Origin of the sequence: Vibrio sp. FF266 (assembly GCF_041439695.1) — a bacterium.
Classification (GTDB): Bacteria; Pseudomonadota; Gammaproteobacteria; order Enterobacterales; family Vibrionaceae; genus Vibrio; species Vibrio tasmaniensis_A.
Map to the genome: position 1 here is coordinate 82,412 of NZ_JBGOOO010000017.1, position 21,156 is coordinate 103,567.

The following is a 21,156-nucleotide window of genomic DNA, read 5'->3' on the forward strand; positions in this document are numbered from 1 at the left end:
GTGCATTGGCAGTGTTTTGGTTTTGTTTGTGCTGTTTTTTGTTTAAGTGTTAGCGATATCAACTAAATGGTGGTTTTGTATTGGCGGGTTAGTTTATCGTTTGGCTGATGTGTAGGTTAAAACTTTGTAGTAAATATTTTTAATGGAACGATTCACCAAAAAAATCACAAGCGTGACTAAAGTAATTAATCAATTGATTAAATAGTGAGTAATTAATCTTCTACTGTTATGCCTGTTTATCTCTATAATTAATCGAATGATTAATTATAGAGATAGGTTGATGCCATGACAGCACGAAAAGCGGGGCGACCTCAACAGAACTTAGATGTTCGACAACTATTGATTGAGCATGCTCGTGATCTGTTTGTCGTTCAGTCATACGACAAGGTCTCGACACGCCTGATTGCTGATCGTGCGGGTGTGAACATTGCGATGATCCGTTATTACTTTGGCAGTAAGGCTGGATTATTTGAGGCGATGCTGCGTGAAACGCTACGACCGATGCAATTGCAAATGCAGAGATTGGTTGAAGAAAGCAGCCATGAGAACTTTCTTGATTTAATGCGGACTTACTATAAAGAGATGGTCAAGGTGCCCAAGTTTCCTCGCTTGATTGCTCAAGTGATGAATATGCCTCCCTCTGAAGTGCAAAGAGAGTTGCTCGAAAAGGTTTTTCTCGATGTCGCCAAGCCAGCCCAAGATGTCATTTTTGAAAAGCTGGTTGAACAAGGCATCTTAAAACAGAACATGGATCCAAAATTGTGTCGAGTTTCGTATATAAGCTTGATGGTGTTCCCCTTCATTGCTCCGCCCCCTCTATTAGCAATCCATGGTATTGAGATTAATGAAGAATTTCTTAACCGTTTAATCGAACACAACATTCAATTGATGACCGAAGGCTTTATCAACGCACCGAGCCCTTCTGCAGTGCAGGACAAAAGATAATGAAAATAAATAAAAAACTACTCTTCTTCCCAGCACTTGCGGTTGGTGTCATCGGCCTTGTGACTGCGATTAGCTTAAAGCCGGATCTGCCGACTAAGCCCGCGGGAGATAGGGCTCGTCTAGTCGAAACAGTTAGTTTAGAACAACAAATGATCGCGCCGTTGGCGGTGGGCTTTGGCAAAGTAGTCCCTAAAGTTGAATGGAAAGCCATCGCCGAGGTGACAGGGCAGATTGTTTATCGACATCCAGACCTAGAAAAAGGGCAGATCATTCCAGCGGGAACTGAGGTACTTAAGATCGATCCTTTGGATTATGAGTTGAAGTTGGTACAAGCTGAAGCGGATCTTAAATCAAGCCAGACTTCATTAGCGAAATTGAATCAAGAAGAAGACAACCTGAATCAGACTCTTAAGATCGAAAAGAATCGCTTAGTGATCAGCAATAAAGAGCTGCAACGTAAACAAGATCTGCGCAAGAAAGGGCTAACTTCTCAATCCGATGTTGATCTCCAGCAGCAAAGTGCGTTGTCTCAACAGAAGCTTGTATTGGATATTGATAACCAAATTGCATTGATGCCAGATGAAAAACGTGTTGCGGAAGCGGTGATAAAGGTCAATGTATCTAAAGTGAAAGAGGCGCAGCGCTCTCTCGATAAGACCACCATCATTTTGCCAAGAGCGATGAGAATTGCTCAGGTTGATATCGAACAAAGCCAAGTGGTTAACCTTCAGCAAGAGATGTTTGTTGCTCACGGAATTAATGTCATGGAAGTGGAGGCGCAACTTTCTATTCACGATATGCAAACTTTAGCCTCGAGCTTTAATCAATTCCCTCGCGATGCAGCAGGGATCCCTAATCCTTATGAAGTGCCAATCAAAGCGACGATTCAACTTAACAGCGGCAACCTGAAACTGAGTTGGCCTGCGAAGGTGGCAAGAATCAGTGAGACGGTTGATGAAAACCAAGCGACAGCCGGAATTATTCTTGAGATCGCTCAAGACTATTCAGCTCTGCAGCCAAGCAGTGCAACGCCTTTGGTCAATGGCATGTTCGTCAAAGCAGAGATTGAAGGCTTGGCCAACCTTAGTTGGGTTGTCCCAGAGCGCGCTTTGCACGGTGATAAGGTTTATCTGATGGATGACAGTCAGCGCTTACAAGTGGTGAATGTTGAAGTGCTTTATCGCAGAGACAATCAAGTGGTTGTGAGTGGTGAGCTACAAACGGGAGATAAACTAGTTCTCAATGATGTCCTGCCAGCAATCGAAGGCATGTTACTGAAAGAGTCGAACTCTGAAGAGGCTGAGCTTGAATCAGATACTCAGGAGAGTGCGTCATGATCAAGTTTTTCTCTCGGCACCCAACAGCAGCAAACTTGTTGATGCTTGGGTTGTTGATTTTGGGTATAAGCTCACTATCAACCATCAAACGTGAAACCTTTCCTGCCTATGATCCACCTTACATTATGGCGGCGATCGTTTATCCCGGCGCATCACCACAAGAAGTGGAAGAGAGCTTATGTGTGCGAATGGAAGATGCAGTAGACGGCTTAGCCAACATTGAAGAGACTCAGTGTGAAGCCATCGAAGGCAGCGCTCGTTTAATTCTCAAGTTAAATGAGAAAGCGGACATTGGCCGAATGCTGGTGGACGTTCAAACTCAGATCAACTCGATCAATGATTTCCCTAGTGAGATTGAATCTCCGGTTGTTCAAGAGTTGGATTGGAATGAACCGGTAGTTGATATCGCGATTACAGCCGAAACCTCATGGCCTGAACTCAAAGCTTACGCCGAAGATCTCAAACGAACCATGAAGCTCGATTACGACGTTTCTTTAGTCGAAGTTAGTGGTTTTTCCGATCACCAATATCGTGTCGAACTGGATACCCAAGCCATTCGCCAGTTGGGTTTGAGTGTCGGTGATATCGCCGACCAAATTGGTCGTCAGAATGTAAAGCTGCCGAGTGGTAACGTTGAAACACCAGACAAGAATTTTTTGATTCGTTTTGATGAAAGACGAATTACACCGGTTGAGCTGGAAAGCATCGTGGTTGGCTCTGCGCCTAATGGATCAGTGATTCGTTTGAGAGACATAGCCAAAATAACCGACCGCTTTGAGCTTGATGAACAGAAGGTGTTGTTTGATGGCAAGCCATCGGCTCTGTTGAAAATCAGTAAAAACAAAGAAGATGATGCGCTGCGAATCAAAGAGAACGTAACACGATTCGTTGAAGATCAAAGCGCGATTGCGCCCGATGGTGTGACACTGCAAATGACCAATGATCTCTCGTCTGTACTTTGGGATCGCCTAACCATGATGGTGCGCAATGGCTGGCAAGGTATTGTTCTGGTATTTGCCACCATGTGGTTGTTCTTCAGTTTGCGTTATTCATTCTGGGTAGCTGCTGGTCTGCCGGTAGCCTTCCTTGGTGGCTTGTTCTTAATGGCTAACTTGGGCTTGTCGATTAACATCATGTCATTGGTCGGTTTATTAATGGCGATTGGTATCATGATGGACGACGCCATCGTGATAGCCGAATCGATAGCCTCCCATTTAGATAGGGGACAAAGCGTTGATGATGCGGTGTACAACGGCGTAAAGAAAGTGCTTCCCGGAGTACTGTCTTCTTTCCTAACCACGGTGTGTATTTTCGGTAGCTTACTGTTCCTTGATGGGGAAATGGGCGCGGTGCTTAAAGCGGTGCCTCAGGTGCTTATCTTGGTGTTGTCGCTGAGCTTAATCGAGGCGTTTCTTATTCTACCAAATCACTTATCTCATTCATTACACAAAGAAAAAAATGATAAGCCAGCGCTGCGCTTTAAAGTTGTGTTGTTAGAGAAGTTCGAGAACTTTCGTAATACCATCTTGATGAACATGGTTGAGAAGGTCGTGACGTTCCGCTACGCCTTTATGGGTGGAGTGATAACCTTATTACTTCTATCTATCTCCTTGATTGCTGGTGGTGTTGTCAAATTCCAACCATTTCCTGAGTTGGATGGTGATATTGCCGAGGCTCGCATCATTCTTCCACCGGGCGCATCACTGTCTCAAACCGAGAAAGTGGTCCATAAAATAGTCGCATCTGCTGAACGTTTGAATGAGCAGTGGAGTGAAGACGTCGAGGACGGTAATAGATTGGTTGAGCATATCACCAGCCAATTCAATGCAAACGCGGATGCCAATGAATCAGGCCCACATTTAGCCACTGTGCGCTTAGACTTGCGTGGTGCAGAAAGTCGCAACACGGTGATCGATGATTTCATTGATGCATGGCGGGAAGACATCGGCGATTTGGCGGACCCTATCTCGCTGGTTTTCAAACAACCGACGATGGGGCCGGGTGGTCGTGCTATCGAAATCCGCGCCAAACATGATGATCTTGCTGCATTGAAATCGGCTTCTTTGGATATTCAGGAGTACCTTAATCAGTTTGATGGTGTGCATGGTGTTCTTGATGACATGCGCATGGGTAAGGAAGAGATCTTAGTTAAACTTCGCCCAGGTGCGGAAACCTACAATGTGAATGGGCAGATGATTGCTTCCCAATTGCGTGCGGCCTTCTTTGGTCAGACTGCGGATGAAATCCAAATTGGGGTTGAGAACATTTCGATTGAGGTACGCCTTGATAAAGAACAGGCAGGTGATTTACAGCAGCTGGCTAATTTCCCAATCATTACTGCAGATGGTAGCCAGATTCCGCTAGCGACATTGGCAACGCTAGATTTCCAACGTAACTATGTACGAATCCAACGTATCGATGGGCTGAGAACCATCAGTATCTTTGGTGATATTGATAACAAGAAAGCGAGCTCATCAGCGATTTTGGCTCAGTTCCAAAAAGATGAAGCAGCCAAGCTTATTCAGAAATACCCGGGCTTACGCTTTGATTTCGAAGGGGAAGCCAAAGATGCGGCTAAGACCGGAGCTTCGATGGGTAAAGGTTTCTTGTTAGGCTTATTCGGTGTGTTTGCGATTTTGAGTTATCAGTTCCGAAGCTACTTGGAACCGGTCGTCGTAATGTTAGCGATTCCACTGGCCTTCATTGGTGTAGTTGTTGGTCACTGGCTGTTAGGGCACGCGTTAAGTATGCCAAGCATGATGGGCTTTGTGTCGCTTGCCGGTATTGTAGTTAATGATTCCATCTTGTTGGTGCAGTACATTCGTCACCATGTCGATGAAGGAGATAGCGTGCATGACTCGGTGGTGAAGGCCAGTCGCGAGCGTTTCCGGGCGGTATTTTTGACATCAATGACGACCGCAGCTGGTTTGCTACCGCTGTTGACGGAAACCAGCTTACAGGCACAGGTTATTCAACCGCTGGTTATCTCGATCGTATTTGGTATTTTTGCCTCGACCTTATTGGTGCTGTTCATGATCCCTGCCGCTTACGCGATATTGGCTGACTTCGGGTTGGTGAAGAAGCATGAGCCATTAGCGCTATAATCTTTAGCGCTATTATCATTAGTGAGCACTATTATCATTAGCGAACGCTATAACCATTAGCACGATAGAAGTAGCGTTTGTTTGCTTATATAAAGAAGCAAAAACATAGAAGAATAAAGCGGCCTTGGGTCGCTTTATTTTTATCGGCAGCTTCTTGGCTCCCATCATCTTACTTAGTGAAAGCGGTTAATTCGCTTCAAAATTCATTTTAGTTCATTCAAAACGTCACTTAACTGTCATTTCAGGGGCATACCTTGAGCCTTAACTGAATAAGGATTGTTAAGGAGATCGTATGCGTACTATCGAACCTGTTGTCCGCTGGGATGTGGCATTTTCTGTTTTCTGTTTGAAGAACCGTTATAGCGGGCAACATGCAACATTGAGTAAAGCGGTGTCTCATACCGGGGATGGTCATCTATATGTGTTGATCGCTCTGATTGCGCTGTTAGCTGATGGCTACACAGGTCGTGAATTTTTAATGGTTGGTCTAGCCGCTTTTGCGATAGAGCTACCGATTTATTGGTTAGCCAAAAACACCCTAAAGCGCCGCAGACCCGCTGAATTCTCTTCATTGCTTCACTCTCACATTGTGCCATCAGATAAATACAGCCTGCCTTCTGGGCATTCCGCTGCTGCATTTGTTATGGCGACTCTAATCGGACATTTTTATCCAAGTCTCTATCTCTTTAGCTTGATTTGGGCGACAGCGATTGCAGGCTCTCGAATCCTACTCGGTGTGCACTTTTTAACGGACGTACTGATTGGCGCAGCGCTAGGTATAGCGTGCACAAGCCTAGCCATTTACTTCATTTTATAGCGCTTAGTCGTATGGCTGTTTGTTCTGTTGTTCATATTAAAAAGACACAGGCAAAGACAGCAGAGCTCGAATTATTAATCTTCAAGGAACCTGAATGAAAATTTTATATGGCGTACAGGGCACTGGAAATGGGCACATCGCTAGAGCGAGAGCAATGGCCGTCGCTTTTCGTCAGCAAAATATTGATGTCGACTTTCTGTTCTCTGGGCGAGACGAGAGTAAATTCTTTTCGATGGAAGCGTTTGGCAACTATCAGACCCGCAGCGGTTTAACTTTTTACAGCGAGCAAGGGAAGGTTAAATACGGCAAGACATTCATCAAGAACAACATCTGGCGATTTCTCCGCGAGGTTAACCAGATCGATCTTGCGCCTTATGACTTAGTGCTTAATGATTTTGAACCTGTGACGGCATGGGCGGCTAAGAGACAAGGTGTGCCGTGTATTGGAATAAGCCACCAAAATGCGTTCCGTTACGATGTGCCTAAGGAAGGGGGCAACTGGATTGAACATTCCGTGATTCAACATTTCGCCCCAACTGAGCACTCTATTGGTTTGCACTGGTATCACTTTGAACAGCCAATATTGCCACCTATCGTTCACACGCCTGCGTGTGATGAGCGAGCTAAAGCAACACAAGACTTCACCTTGGTTTATTTACCATTTGAGGATCTTGATGCGATCTCTGAGTTGTTGATGAAGTTTGTTTCTCATCACTTTGTCTGCTATCACCCGAATGTTATTGAGTATAACCGAGTCGAAAATATTGAGTTCAAACCACTCAGTCATGCCGGCTTCCAATTCGATCTCAATCAGTGCTCTGGTGTGGTGGCCAATGGCGGTTTTGAATTGCCATCAGAAGCCTTAACTTTAGGTAAGAAGTTGCTTCTCAAGCCTCTTGAGGGACAGTTCGAACAACAAAGTAATGTGGCGACGCTTGAAGCGCTCGGGTTGGCTCAAACCATGAGTTTTTTAGACGCGGCTATCTTGCGTAGTTGGCTCGGTGAAAAGCAGGCAGAAAGGGTCACTTACCCTGACGTGGCAAGTGCACTTGTTGAGTGGGTTTTGGCGGGCAAATGGTCCAACCAAGATGACTTGAGAAAGCAACTTTGGGATAAGGTGGATTTTCCTAGTTATGCATCACTCACGTAACCTATAAGTGTTATTTCTGAATTGCCTAGCTGAACGATTCACGAGTTCAATAATTTGTAACAAATGTAACCAAAACGATAGAACAGCTAAATAAGTCGAAATGAAACTCATAAGTGACGCATTTTATGTTTTTTTATAACTCCATAAGCAACTGATTTTTAGGTGTTGTTTAATCATTAAGGTAAAATTAAATTATTCTTTATCAATCTTGTTGGTAGCTCGAGATTTATTGGTTAATAGTAATGGCAATCCGAAAAACATCGGTCTGATAAATATAAGAATTAGTGGTTATCTATTCCCACACCATTACCAATTTAACCCTGTCGAACCGACAAGAGGCAACTTGAATGTTAGAGAAAAAAGACGCAATGAGTGCAATTGCAAGCTACAGAATGGAAAGCACACTTCGTGGAGTCGACTTAAATCTTTTGACTGTATTTGATGCAGTTATGCAAGAGCAAAATATTACACGTGCAGCTCATAATCTGGGCATGTCTCAGCCAGCGGTAAGTAATGCTGTTGCTCGTCTAAAAGTAATGTTCAACGACGAGCTATTCATGCGTCAAGGTCGTGGTATTCAACCGACTCAACGTGCTCGTCAGTTGTTTGGCCCAATCCGCCAAGCGCTGCAGTTAGTACGCAACGAATTACCAAGTTCTGTATTCTCTCCAGAGTCGTCTTCTCGTCTGTTCAAACTTGCAATTTGTAGCCCTTGCGACATGCGTTTTGCACCTAAGATTATGTCGACAATCAACGACCAAGCACCTAGCGTTAATCTGCACATGGATGCGGAATTTGACCGTCAACTTTCTGAGCGCATGCGTTACCAAGAAATTGACTTCGTTATTGATTACTCGCGTTTTGATGAGCAAGGTTTCTCAAGCACTGAAATCTTCCAAGATGAATTGGTTGTGGTCGCTTCTGCTTCTCACCCACGCATCAACGGTGAAGTTTCTGCGGCAGAGTTGCTTAACGAAAAGCACGCTAAACTGTCTCGCATCCATGGTCAACGTAGCTTCTCTGAGCAAGCTTACCGTGACCTCGATTGCACGCCTTTCTACGAAGGTACGAGCTTGAGCAACGTTCTTTACGTTGTTGGTCAATCTGAATTAGTAACAATCGCTCCTCGTTGGATGGTAGAACATGCAGCAAACAAAGAGCAGCTTCAGATTTTAGATTTCCCATTCGATAATGCGGCGATTTCTGGCTTCCTTAGCTGGCACGAATCAAGTGAAAAGGACAAAGGACACATCTGGTTACGAGATCAGTTAATGATGATCTGTGGCGAAGTAGTGGCGCTTAACTAGACACTAATTTCTATGATTTATAAGCCCTAAGCTAGGAGTCTAGCTTAGGGTTTTTTTGTACCTGCTATTTTTGTTGATAGAAAACTTAGCGTGAGACGTACTATTACTTATAACTTTGAGCTTCATCAGTTGCCTTTTCCATGATCAGAGGTACACTTGTGCGCTCAAAAAAGCTTACAGGTGTAAGCCAAAGGTAAAGAGATGGCCAATTTAGATTTTCATATCGTAAAAAGACTTCGTGACCAAATTGCCCAAGGTGGCAACCGTACAGCTTTGAAGCACAAAGTAGGCAATGTATGGCAAGGTATTAGCTGGGAACAATTTGGACAACAAATCGATACGCTTTCATTAGCGCTATTGGCTCAAGGATTGAGAGTTCAGGATAAGATCGGTATCTTCTCGAACAATATGCCTCAGTGGACTGTGGCTGACTTCGCATCCTTACAAGCGCGTCTTGTAACGGTACCAATCTACCCAACCAACACAGCGGCACAGTCTTCTTACATTATCCAAAATGCGGATGTGAAGATCTTATTCGTTGGTGAGCAAGCTCAATTTGATGCGGCGGTTAGCCTTTTTGAAGAGTGTGAACAGCTAGAAGTTGTTGTGGCGATGTCTGATGATATCGATCTGCAAGGACATCGCTTTGCCGTCTCTTGGAAAGAGTTCATGGCTCGTGGTGTTGAAGAGCAGCGAGCTGAGCTTGATGTTCGTCTTGCGGATGCCAGCATGGATGACTTACTGACGCTTATCTATACCTCTGGTACAACGGGCCAGCCTAAAGGTGTAATGCTTGATTACACTAATGTTGGCTATCAACTAAAAGGCCATGATGAGCGTCTCAGCTTAAGCAAAGACGACGTCTCATTGTGTTTCTTACCTCTATCACATGTATTTGAGCGCGCTTGGACTTTCTATGTCCTTTATAAAGGCGCAACCAACTGCTATTTGCAAGACACCATGCAAGTTCGTGATGCATTGAGTGGTGTTAAACCAACGGTTATGTCTGCTGTTCCTCGCTTCTACGAGAAGATTTTCTCAGCGATTCACGAGAAAGTATCTAAAGCACCGTTTATTCGTAAAGTACTCTTTACTTGGGCGGTGAACATGGGCGCGAAGCTTTCTGTTTGTCATCAAGAAGGTCGTACACCATCATTCATGCTGAAGAAGAGCCATGCGCTTGCTGACAAGCTTGTGTTATCTAAACTGCGAGCTCTGTTAGGTGGTAACATCAACTTCATGCCATGTGGTGGCGCGAAGCTTGATGAAACCATTGGTCGCTTCTTCCACGCGATTGGTATCAATGTAAAACTTGGCTACGGCATGACAGAAACCACGGCAACAGTATCGTGCTGGGATGACCGTTGTTTTAACCCTGATTCGATCGGTATGTCGATGCCGGGCGCTGAAGTGAAAATTGGCGCTAAGGATGAGATCCTTGTTCGTGGCCCAATGGTGATGCGTGGCTACTACAAGATGCCAGAAGAGACAGCTAAGACATTTGACGAGCATGGTTTCCTGAAAACGGGTGATGCGGGTCATTTTGATGAAAATGGTAATCTATTCATTACTGATCGCATCAAAGAATTAATGAAGACTTCTGGCGGTAAGTACATTGCACCGCAAGTGGTTGAAGGCGCAATTGGTAAAGATCACTTTATCGAGCAGATTGCTGTTATCGCTGATACGCGCAAATTCGTTTCTGCACTGATTGTTCCTTGTTATGATTCGCTAGAAGAGTATGCCAAAGAGCTTAATATCAAATATCATGACCGTGTGGAACTTGTTAAAAATCACCAAATAGTAGAGATGCTAGAGAAGCGTGTGAATGACTTACAACAAGAGCTAGCGAAGTTTGAGCAAGTGAAGAAGTTTAAGTTGCTGCCAAAAGCATTTTCTATGGATGATGGTGAGCTAACACCGACCCAGAAACTGCGTCGTAAGGTTATTAACGATAAGTATCAAGACGAAATCGAAGAAATGTACAACGAAAAGCCTAAAGATAAGTAGTTTTCTGTTTAGATAAATTTTCAGTTGTTTAAAAATCCCCCTACGAATGTGATTGCATTTTTAGGGGGATTTTTTGTATCTAATGACACAGCACAATGTGCGAAAGCGCACACCAACAAGCTCGTTGTTTATCGATAAATAGCGAGCTGTTGAAATATTAAGTGCTTTTTTTTATCAAGTAGGCAGTGTTTAAGCCTAGTATAAAAGCCTGTATTGGGTTTTATTTGATGCTTTGAGCTAATAGTTGGTTTTTTGGCACAGTTGCCGAATAACAGGCGTTAGACCAGATGATAATAAAGCGTTAAAGTTGTTTCGTATTACTGTTTGTTGTTATCACTACAGACAGCCATAGCCGAAAAAGTGGAAGTATTTCGAATTAGGCTACGAATAAGCCCTAGACTATGAAAAACCAGCCCAACATGTTCACCAAATGTGATTGGAAACTGGTGAGGAGAGCAATATGACAACAAAACCTGAAACAGCCATGTCATCCGGCGCTGAAATGTTATCCGGCGCTGAGATGGTGGTGCAGTCTCTAATTGAAGAGGGTGTAGAACAAATCTTTGGTTATCCAGGTGGTTCTGTACTTGATATCTACGATGCACTGCATGCTAAAACTGCTGAAATTAAACACGTATTAGTACGACACGAACAAGCCGCTACCCACATGGCAGATGGCTATACTCGTTCTACCGGTAAGCCGGGTGTAGTACTTGTGTGTTCTGGTCCAGGTGCGACCAATACCGTTACTGGTATTGCAACGGCCTACATGGACTCAATCCCAATGATTGTTATTTCTGGTAACGTACCAAATAACCTTATTGGTAACGACGCTTTCCAAGAGTGTGACATCGTTGGTGTATCACGCCCGATCGTTAAACACAGCTTCCTCGTTAAGAAAGCGGAAGATATCCCTGAAGTCGTTAAAAAAGCATTCTATATTTCAACGACAGGACGTCCAGGTCCTGTGGTTATTGATCTGCCAAAAGACATTTTAAACCCACAAATTAAGCTTCCTTATGAATACCCAGAAACGATCAAAATGCGTTCATATAACCCAACGGTTACGGGTCATAAAGGTCAGATCAAAAAGGCGCTAAAAGCCCTTCTTGAAGCGAAGAAACCGGTACTTTATGTCGGTGGTGGTGCGGTTATTTCTGAGGCAGATAAGCCGCTGTTAAAATTAGCAGAGGCACTGAATTTACCCGTGGTAAGTACCCTAATGGGGCTTGGCGCTTTCCCTGGTACTCATAAGAACTCTTTGGGTATGTTGGGCATGCATGGTTTGTATGAAGCCAATATGGCGATGCACAATGCGGACTTGATCTTTGGTATTGGCGTACGTTTCGATGATCGAACAACCAATAACCTAGATAAATACTGTCCTGATGCGAAGATCATGCACATTGATATCGATCCATCTTCTATCTCTAAGAACGTTAAAGTGGATCTACCGATTGTAGGTTCAGCGGAAAAAGTACTAGAAAGCATGGTTAACCTGCTTATTGAGCAAGGTGGAACTAACGATGCAGAAGCGATGGAAAGCTGGTGGAGTGAAATTAAACAGTGGCAAGAACGTGACTGCTTAGCGTATGACAAAACGTCGGGTCGAATTAAGCCACAACAAGTTATTGAAACGCTGCATAAAGTAACCAATGGCGATGCCTATGTTGCTTCTGATGTAGGTCAACACCAAATGTTTGCTGCTTTGTATTACCCGTTTGACAAGCCGCGCCGTTGGGTTAACTCTGGTGGTCTAGGCACGATGGGCTTTGGCTTACCTGCTGGTATGGGCGTTAAGTTTGCGAAACCTGATGAAGAAGTTGTGATTGTTACTGGTGACGGCAGTATTCAAATGAATATCCAAGAGCTGTCGACTGCGCTGCAATACAATATTCCCGTTAAGATTATTAATCTTAACAACCGTTTCTTAGGCATGGTAAAACAGTGGCAAGACATTGTTTATCAAGGTCGTTACTCTAATTCATATATGGACTCTGTTCCTGATTTTGCTGCTATCGCTGAGGCTTATGGCCACGTTGGCATGCGTATTTCATCTCCGGATGAACTGGAATCAGGTTTGGAAAAAGCACTAGCGATGAAAGACCGTTTGGTATTTGTCGATATTAGTGTGGATGACACCGAGCACGTATACCCAATGCAGATCAAAGGCGAGGGTATGGATAACATGTGGCTAAGCAAAACGGAGAGAACATAATATGAGACACATCCTTTCACTATTAATGGAAAACCAACCAGGTGCACTATCTCGTGTGGTTGGCTTGTTTTCTCAGCGTGGCTACAACATCGAGTCTTTGAATGTATCCCCTACGGATGATCCAACGCTTTCTCGTCTGAATGTCACCACTAACTCGAGCGAAATGCAGCTTGAGCAGATCCAAAAACAGCTACACAAGTTAATCGACGTACTTAAGGTACAAGAAGTGTCTGAGCTTGAGCATATCGAGCGTGAACTTCTGATGGTAAAAGTACGCGCTAGCGGCTTTGCTCGCGCTGAAGTGAAACGCACAGCGGATATATTCCGTGGTCAAATCGTTGATGTGACGGCTTCGCAATATACGGTTCAAATGGCCGGCACTAGCGAGAAGCTGGATGCTTTCATTCAGGCATTGTCTGAAGTAACGGAAGTACTTGAAGTGGCTCGAAGTGGGGTTGTTGGCATCGCACGTGGTGAACGAGCGTTGAAAGCCTAACGAAGAAAGATTTAAAGCTACTTTTAAGCTAAAACTGAGCATTTAATCGTTTGAAAAAAATAGCGATTTTACTGATACGAACGGCCCTTAATTTGGGCCGTTTTGCTTTCTGGAAGTAAGCATCGTTTGTCCATACTTTCTTATTGCCATTCATTTCTTTGTAGCTCTCCATTAGGGCGCTATTGCGCTTTTTATAGAGTGCCCTGTTATTTACTGTGCTTGATCCCCTTCAGTACCATGCATCCATATTTATTGGGAATCTCATTTTTGAGAGACTTAAATCACAAAGTTTATATGATTAGACTAAAGTCTAATACTCGCGGTGATTTGAGCTAAACTGAACAATAATCAAACAGTCTTGCTTCATGTCATCTCATGATAAAAGATGCAATTAATAGAGTGTTTGCTAGATGTAAAAGGATGGCACCGTTAACTTAATTCAACTGGTTAGCTAACCCTATCAAAGTCTTGAAGGGCATTAGTTGAATTAGGTTCGCTGAAGCAAGGGTTTAGGGATCATACAGTCTGATTGAAAGAGGCGTGGTATGTTTGTCGATTTTTTAGTGAGGTTAACCATAGGTATATTAGCCGTTCTTGGCTTTCAACTGAGTGCATTGTATTTTTTACCTATGGTTGTGCTACTCAATACTCATCACAAAGAGTTTTTTGGGTGGTAGTTCAGTCGTAATACTGGAAATAAAAAACGGAGCTATTAGGCTCCGTTTTTATGTGGTTAGAATCTATCTTGACATTATGCGGCTTCGATAACTTCTTCAATTCGCTTCATTGAACTTAACAGGTGTTGATCCAATAGTTCTGTCGCTTGATCGACATTTTTAGCAAGTACCAGCTTCATGATCATTTCATGCTCATCAATATTGAACAGATCATCAGATGCGCTTTTCGCTGACATCGCTAGGAAGCGGTAGCGTTTTACTTGATTGATAAGATCATCAAAGAACTTAAACATGTTCTCTGAGTCTGCGCCTTCAAGTAACGCTGCATGAAACTGCTGGTGACGTTCTTCCCACTCAACACAATCAAACTCTTTTGAGACATATTGTATGCGTGATAGCTTGTGGTAGGAGGTTAATACTTCCAGTTCCCAGCTTTCATCGCCTGCTGAAATTGCCTTTTTAAGCAGAACAGAAGAGACAACACGAAGGCTTTCATATAGGTCATTGAGTTCTTTCTTTGATACCGGTGATACCCAGCAGCCTTTTTGTGGCTCTAGCTTTACGTATTTACTCCAAGATAGTTGCACTAAGGCTTCGCGAATTGGAGATGCGCCGACGTTGTATCGTGCTTTGAGATCAGCTACAACGAGTTTTTTACCTGGGGTTAATTCACCATTGAGAATATCTTGGCGAATCATCTTTGATACTTTGTCAGTAAGCGTAGGACTAGACATTACAAACCTCATGTATATTTGATTTCTAGTCTGCTAATCCGTTTCTTAGGAAGAGTTTATTGGAGTTTAACAGTACGTAGTTCTAATGTGATTGATAATACAGCGTACTGAAAAGTTAGGCAAGATTTTGTTTCATAAAAAAAGAGGGCCGAAGCCCTCTTTTATATTTTATGCGAATCGGTTCATTCTTATAGAACGTGAACAGATGCTGTGTTTGTAGTACCAGAAGCGACTAGAGCACCAGAAACCATAACTACGATGTCGCCTTTGTTACCTAGGCCAGATTGTAGAGCGATTTCTTTACCGTTGATGTAGAACGCGTCTGTGTTCTCGATAGAGTCAACAAGAACTGGCTTAACACCTTTAGTAAGAACTAGCTGTGCAGCTGTCTTTTCGTTAGTTGTTAAAGCAAGGATGTTTGCAGTTGGGAAGTACTTACGTACTGAACGTGCAGACTTACCGCCTTCAGTTGCAACAACGATTAGAGGAGCAGCTAGCTTCTCTGCTGTGTCTACAGCGCCTTTACATACTGCTTCAGTGATGCGTAGACGTGGGCTGTCTAGACGAGAACCTAGCTCAGCTTTAAGAGCTGAATCAGTACGGTTCGCGATTTGAGCCATGATAGTAACAGCTTCAACTGGGTACTTACCTTTAGCAGTTTCACCAGAAAGCATTACTGCATCAGTACCATCCATGATTGCGTTCGCAACGTCACCCGCTTCTGCACGAGTTGGACGTGGGTTGCTGATCATAGAGTCAAGCATTTGAGTTGCAGTGATAACCATCTTACGTGCGCGGTTACACTTCTCGATCATCATCTTCTGAGCGAAGATTACTTCTTCAGCTGGGATTTCAACACCTAGGTCACCACGAGCAACCATGATGCCGTCAGAAGCTTCAAGGATTGAATCGAAGTTATCTACACCTTCTTGGTTTTCAATCTTAGAAATGATGTGGATGTTCTCGCCGCCATTAGCGTTTAGAAGCTCACGGATTTCTTTAACATCTTCTTCTTTACGAATGAAAGAAGCAGCTACGAAATCAACGCCTTGCTCACAACCAAACTTAAGGTCAGCTTTGTCTTTCTCAGAAAGAGCTGGAAGTTGAACAGAAACGCCAGGAAGGTTAACACCTTTGTTTTCGCCTAGAGCACCGTTGTTAAGAACTTTACACTTAACTTCAGTTTCTGTTGTTGCGATAACTTCCATTTCGATTAGGCCATCATCAACAAGGATAGTGTTACCTGCTGTTAAGTCCTTAGCGAAACCTAGGTAAGTTACTGCTACTACGTCTTTGTTACCAACAACTGTTGCGTCAGTTGTGAAAGTGAACTCTTGACCAGCTACTAGATCTACGTCGTTACCATCTTCAAGTTTGATAGTACGGATTTCTGGACCTTTAGTATCTAGAAGGATCGCAAGTTGCTCACCATTGTTTTCCATTACTTTACGGAAGTTCGCGATACGAGTGCCGTGCTCTGCGAAATCACCGTGAGAGAAGTTAAGACGCATAACGTTCATGCCAGCATCTACTAGTTCAGTTAGCTTCTCTACAGATTCAGTTTTAGGGCCAATCGTACATACGATTTTGGTCTTTTTCATGGAAGGTACTCTCCGGTAAGTATTGTTACAATTTGGAATTTATTTAAGTTCTGAAGATTGGTCCGCTACATCAACATTTTGTGCCTGTTGTGTAAAAGCGCGGGACTTCCAATATGTCCTTCAGAGTTGTAAGTCTTTCATCAATTTTAGTCATTTTATGACCAAAAGATTTTGATTCAATATCGGTTTTCTGTGACTTACCCCACTATATAAGCGGTAAGTTGCAAAAAAATAACAGTCAGTTTTGTAATTTTTTTTCTTTTCGGGTGCGGATTCTACCACCTAATGAGTTCAATATCACTGCTTAACAATTGTCTTAGGACAAGGTTTTATCGCTATTTATTAATTTTTTGGATCAAAATAAATGGACTAAATAGTTTCGTTGTAACTATAATATGTTTCACATCGAAACCTAATGGCCTTTTTTAAATGTCGAAACGAAATACCCAGCTCAGAAGACATGCAATTTCTAACCTAGTGAATGAAAAAGGGGAGGTTAGTGTTGATGAATTATCCGCTAAGTTCGAAACCTCAGAGGTCACGATTAGAAAGGACTTGGCGTCTTTAGAGAAAAACGGTCAGCTTTTACGCCGTTATGGTGGTGCGATTTCGTTACCTAAAGAGGTTGTCAACGAAGAGCTGTGTCCACAAGTTTCGACTCGAAAGATTTCATTAGCGAAAGCCGCTGCAGATTTAATTCGCGACCATAATCGCATTGTGATCGATAGCGGTAGCACGACAGGAGCGCTAATTCAGCAGCTCAATAGCAAGCGTGGTTTAGTTGTGATGACCAACTCGTTGCACGTTGCTAATGCACTTAATGAGTTGGAAAGTGAACCAACACTGCTAATGACCGGCGGCACTTGGGATACCCATTCGGATTCTTTTCAAGGCAAAGTCGCAGAGTCAGTACTTCGTGCTTACGATTTTGATCAACTATTTATCGGGGCTGATGGTATCGACCTTGATAGAGGCACAACCACGTTCAATGAATTGGTTGGTCTAAGTAAAGTAATGGCTGAAGTGTCACGAGAAGTGATCGTGATGGTTGAGTCTGAAAAAGTGGGACGAAAGATCCCCAATTTAGAGTTGGCTTGGAACCACATCGACATTTTGATTACCGATACAGATTTGAGCAAAGAATCTCAAGCAAGTATCGAATCACATGATGTTCGTGTGATCTTGACTGATCCAGCGTAAAAACAAATTTAAATATTATGCATTTACCTTCCTATAATTAATCTTAATAAAGATCTGGCCTTTGCTTGCTGCCAATAGGAATAAAACGAAATTGATGGAGTGAAACTATGTGTGGAATTGTTGGTGCAGTAGCACAGCGTGATGTAGCCGAAATTTTAGTAGAAGGCCTTCGCCGCCTAGAATACCGAGGCTACGATTCAGCGGGTGTCGCTGTAGTTGATAGCGAATCTAACCTAACTCGTGTACGCCGCCTTGGTAAAGTACAAGAGCTAGCAGACGCAGTCGATCAACAACATGTTATTGGCGGTACTGGTATAGCTCATACACGTTGGGCGACACACGGTGAGCCTTCTGAAGCAAACGCACACCCACACATGTCTGGTGATATTGCTGTTGTACACAATGGTATTATCGAAAACCACGAAGCACTGCGTGCTCTTCTTCAAGAGCGTGGTTATGTGTTTACTTCACAAACGGATACTGAAGTTATCGCTCATCTTGTTGAGTGGGAACTTCGCACGTCAGCTTCTTTGGTTGAAGCTCTGCAAAAAACAGCAAAACAATTAGACGGTGCATACGGCACAGTGGCGGTTGATCGTAAAGATCCTAGCCGTATCGTTGTTGCTCGTTCTGGTAGCCCAATCGTTATCGGTTTTGGTGTGGGCGAGAACTTCCTTGCTTCTGACCAACTAGCGCTATTAAGCGTAACTCGTCGCTTCATGTACTTAGAAGAGGGTGATGTTGCTGAGGTGACTCGTCGTGATGTAACAGTATTTGATGTAGCGGGCGAGCGTGTAGAGCGTGAAATCGTTGAATCAAACGCAGAACACGATGCAGGTGATAAAGGTCAATACCGTCACTTCATGCAGAAAGAGATCTTTGAGCAGCCAACAGCGCTGATCAACACAATGGAAGGTCGTATCTCTGACACTTCTGTAATCACTAATGCAATCGGTGTTAAAGCGGAAGAGATCCTAAGCAAGGTAGAACACGTGCAGATCATCGCATGTGGTACGTCTTACAACTCAGGCATGGCAGCTCGTTACTGGTTTGAGTCTCTAGCAGGCGTAAGCTGTGACGTAGAGATTGCCTCTGAATTCCGTTACCGTGATTTCGTTGTTCGCCCGAACAGCCTATTGGTGACTCTGTCTCAGTCTGGTGAAACGGCGGATACGCTTGCTGCACTTCGTCTTGCAAAAGAAAAAGGTTACATGTCGGCAATGACTATCTGTAACGTTGCGGGTTCTTCGCTAGTTCGTGAATCTGATTTTGCCTTCATGACTCGCGCAGGAACTGAGATCGGCGTTGCTTCAACTAAAGCCTTCACGACACAGCTAGCGGCTATGCTGATGATGGTAACGTCAATTGGTCGTCTACAAGGTCGCATCAATGAAGAGAAAGAAGCTGAGATCGTTCAAGCACTGCATCAACTGCCTGCTGATATCGAGAAAGCATTGGCGTTTGATAAAGAGATCGAAGCGCTAGCACCTGATTTTGCTGATAAGCATCACACACTGTTCTTGGGGCGTGGTGAGTTCTACCCAATCGCGATGGAAGCGTCTCTTAAACTGAAAGAGATCTCTTACATCCACGCAGAAGCATACGCGGCTGGCGAGCTTAAGCACGGTCCTTTGGCTCTTATCGATGCAGATATGCCAGTCGTCGTTATTGCACCAAGCAACGACTTGCTAGAGAAACTGAAATCAAACGTTGAAGAAGTACGTGCTCGTGGCGGTCTACTTTACGTATTCGCAGATGAAGATGCAGGCTTTGAAAGCGATGAGAACATGAAGATCATCAAGATGCCTCACGTAAGTGAAGTAACAGCACCTATCTACTACACAGTACCGATGCAGTTGTTGTCTTACCACGTAGCGCTAATCAAAGGTACTGACGTTGACCAACCTCGTAACCTTGCGAAAGCGGTTACGGTTGAGTAACCATAGCATTAGATATTAAGAAGCCCATCCAGTGATGGGCTTCTTTGTGTCTGTTAGTTAACGATCAGTGTTGGATCTAGCTTTAACGGCGTTCAGCGTTAAGCATTAAGTGCTTGCTCTAGGTCAGCCAAGATATCGTCAATGTGCTCGATACCTACTGAGAGACGAATCATCTCTGGTGACACACCTGCTTGCTTTTGTTCCGCTTCGCTTAATTGACGGTGTGTTGTAGAAGCAGGGTGACAAGCGAGAGATTTTGCATCACCAATGTTCACCAAGCGCTTGAAGATTTGCAGCGCATCATAGAAACGAACACCGGCTTCATAACCATCTTTCAAGCCAAAAGATAAAATGGCAGACGGCTTACCTTGCATGTATTTCTCAGCCAGCGGATAGAACTCAGACGTTGGTAAACCAGCGTAGCTCACCCAACTCACTTTCTCATTTTGCTGAAGGTACTCTGCTACTTTTAGTGCGTTCTCTGTGTGTCGCTCCATGCGTAACGACAACGTTTCTAGACCTTGCATTAGCATGAAGGCATTTATGGGTGACAATGCTGCACCTGTATTACGTAGTGGAACCGTTCGAGCGCGGCCAATAAACGCGGCTTCGCCAAAGGCTTCGGTATACACCACACCGTGGTAAGAAGGTTCTGGTTGATTAAATACTGGGAAGCGATCTTTGTGCTCTGCCCATGGGAATTTGCCTGAGTCGACAATCACGCCACCCAATGTTGTTCCGTGACCACCAACGTATTTGGTGAGTGAGTGCACCACAATATCAGCACCAAAATCGATAGGTTTACACAACACAGGTGTCGCCACCGTGTTATCGACAATCACAGGTACACCTTGTGCGTGAGCAAGCTCAGCCACACGTTCTAAGTCGATGATATTACCAGCTGGGTTACCGATACTTTCGCAGTAAACCGCTTTGGTTTTGTCATCGATCAGTGCCGCTAGGCTTTCTGGTTTGTCGTCTTTGGCAAAGCGAACTTCTATCCCTTGGTTTGGCAGCATGTGAGCAAATAGAGTGTAAGTACCGCCGTAAAGCTGAGGCGTTGAAACGATGTTATCACCGATTTGTGCCAACGTTTGAATGGCGTAGTTGATCGCCGCGCTGCCCGCACTCACCACTAAGCCTGCAATACCACCTTCTAAGGCCGCCATGCGTTTTTCCAACACATCGTTGGTTGGGTTCATTATGCGAGTGTAGATATTACCGGGTACCGCAAGATTAAACAGGTCTGCACCGTGTTGTGCGTCATCGAATTCGTAAGCAACGGTTTGGTAAATAGGGGTCGCAACTGATTTGGTTGTTGGATCAGTTTCGTAGCCGAAGTGAATCGAGAGCGTTTCGTCTTTCATGTTTCTTCCCTGAACGATTGAATTATCTATGTACTCTCATATTGCCGATTTTTTTATAAAAGAAAAGTATATTTAGTCACAGAGAGGGAATTGGAATTGCGTGTGGGACAATTCGTTATTTGTAGGAAATACAGCGGTGAGTTGTACAGCTTCAGAAAAGCAAAAAGCCAGAGCAGTGTGAACTGTTCTGGCTTTTCTAATTTGGTGGCCCCTCCCAGATTTGAACTGGGGACCGAACGATTATGAGCCAAGC

At 43.9% G+C, this 21,156-nt stretch carries 14 protein-coding genes; 11 read left to right on the forward strand and 3 right to left on the reverse strand.

Features of this window, described 5'->3' with window-relative positions:
• Nucleotides 1-285 precede the first annotated feature (285 nt).
• The 9 genes from ACED59_RS14190 (at nt 286) to ilvN (ending at nt 13,384) form a co-directional block, all read left to right on the forward strand.
• Nucleotides 286-945 carry a TetR/AcrR family transcriptional regulator gene (locus ACED59_RS14190; protein ID WP_009847815.1) on the forward strand — a complete coding sequence of 220 codons (660 nt, stop codon included), beginning with the start codon at nt 286-288 and terminating at the stop codon, nt 943-945.
• A complete protein-coding gene (locus tag ACED59_RS14195; RefSeq protein WP_017098918.1) occupies nt 945-2,282 on the forward strand; it encodes an efflux RND transporter periplasmic adaptor subunit in 1,338 nt (445 codons plus the stop codon). Before ACED59_RS14190 ends, ACED59_RS14195 begins: the two co-directional genes overlap by 1 nt.
• Nucleotides 2,279-5,386: an efflux RND transporter permease subunit gene (locus tag ACED59_RS14200; RefSeq protein ID WP_371705011.1), complete on the forward strand. Its 3,108-nt coding sequence runs from the start codon at nt 2,279-2,281 to the stop codon at nt 5,384-5,386. Before ACED59_RS14195 ends, ACED59_RS14200 begins: the two co-directional genes overlap by 4 nt.
• A 292-nt stretch (nt 5,387-5,678) precedes the next feature.
• Nucleotides 5,679-6,203: a phosphatase PAP2 family protein gene (locus ACED59_RS14205; RefSeq protein WP_017098921.1), complete on the forward strand. Its 525-nt coding sequence runs from the start codon at nt 5,679-5,681 to the stop codon at nt 6,201-6,203.
• Nucleotides 6,204-6,297: 94 nt separating this feature from the next.
• The gene (locus ACED59_RS14210) at nt 6,298-7,353 is read left to right on the forward strand and encodes an MJ1255/VC2487 family glycosyltransferase (RefSeq protein WP_017098922.1); all 1,056 of its coding nucleotides are present in this window, start codon (nt 6,298-6,300) and stop codon (nt 7,351-7,353) included.
• Nucleotides 7,354-7,700: 347 nt separating this feature from the next.
• Nucleotides 7,701-8,660, forward strand: a complete 960-nt coding sequence (gene leuO / locus ACED59_RS14215) for a transcriptional regulator LeuO (RefSeq protein WP_009847810.1) — start codon at nt 7,701-7,703, stop codon at nt 8,658-8,660.
• 201 nt (nt 8,661-8,861) lie between these two features.
• Nucleotides 8,862-10,670 (forward strand): long-chain fatty acid--CoA ligase, encoded by a 1,809-nt coding sequence (locus ACED59_RS14220; RefSeq protein ID WP_017098923.1) that lies wholly within the window; start codon nt 8,862-8,864, stop codon nt 10,668-10,670.
• A gap of 460 nt (nt 10,671-11,130) precedes the next feature.
• Nucleotides 11,131-12,888, forward strand: a complete 1,758-nt coding sequence (locus ACED59_RS14225; protein WP_017098924.1) for an acetolactate synthase 3 large subunit — start codon at nt 11,131-11,133, stop codon at nt 12,886-12,888.
• 1 nt (nt 12,889) lies between these two features.
• On the forward strand, nt 12,890-13,384 hold the full coding sequence (ilvN, locus tag ACED59_RS14230) for an acetolactate synthase small subunit (RefSeq protein WP_004735875.1): 495 nt from the start codon (nt 12,890-12,892) through the stop codon (nt 13,382-13,384).
• 751 nt (nt 13,385-14,135) lie between these two features.
• On the opposite strand, the gene ACED59_RS14235 is transcribed toward ilvN, so the two are convergent.
• Together ACED59_RS14235 and pykF are read right to left on the reverse strand one after the other, a co-directional pair.
• A complete protein-coding gene (locus tag ACED59_RS14235; RefSeq protein WP_017098927.1) occupies nt 14,136-14,807 on the reverse strand; it encodes a GntR family transcriptional regulator in 672 nt (223 codons plus the stop codon).
• Nucleotides 14,808-14,983: 176 nt separating this feature from the next.
• A complete protein-coding gene (pykF, locus tag ACED59_RS14240; RefSeq protein WP_012603178.1) occupies nt 14,984-16,396 on the reverse strand; it encodes a pyruvate kinase PykF in 1,413 nt (470 codons plus the stop codon).
• 429 nt (nt 16,397-16,825) lie between these two features.
• Between pykF and ACED59_RS14245 the strand changes: the two genes are divergently transcribed.
• Nucleotides 16,826-17,596, forward strand: a complete 771-nt coding sequence (locus ACED59_RS14245) for a DeoR/GlpR family DNA-binding transcription regulator (RefSeq protein WP_017098928.1) — start codon at nt 16,826-16,828, stop codon at nt 17,594-17,596.
• Between the two features lie 107 nt (nt 17,597-17,703).
• Nucleotides 17,704-19,536 (forward strand): glutamine--fructose-6-phosphate transaminase (isomerizing), encoded by a 1,833-nt coding sequence (gene glmS, locus ACED59_RS14250; RefSeq protein WP_017098929.1) that lies wholly within the window; start codon nt 17,704-17,706, stop codon nt 19,534-19,536.
• A 98-nt stretch (nt 19,537-19,634) separates the two neighbouring features.
• Here glmS and ACED59_RS14255 read toward each other — a convergent pair whose 3' ends face one another.
• Nucleotides 19,635-20,903, reverse strand: a complete 1,269-nt coding sequence (locus tag ACED59_RS14255; protein ID WP_017098930.1) for an O-acetylhomoserine aminocarboxypropyltransferase/cysteine synthase family protein — start codon at nt 20,901-20,903, stop codon at nt 19,635-19,637.
• Nucleotides 20,904-21,156 lie beyond the last annotated feature (253 nt).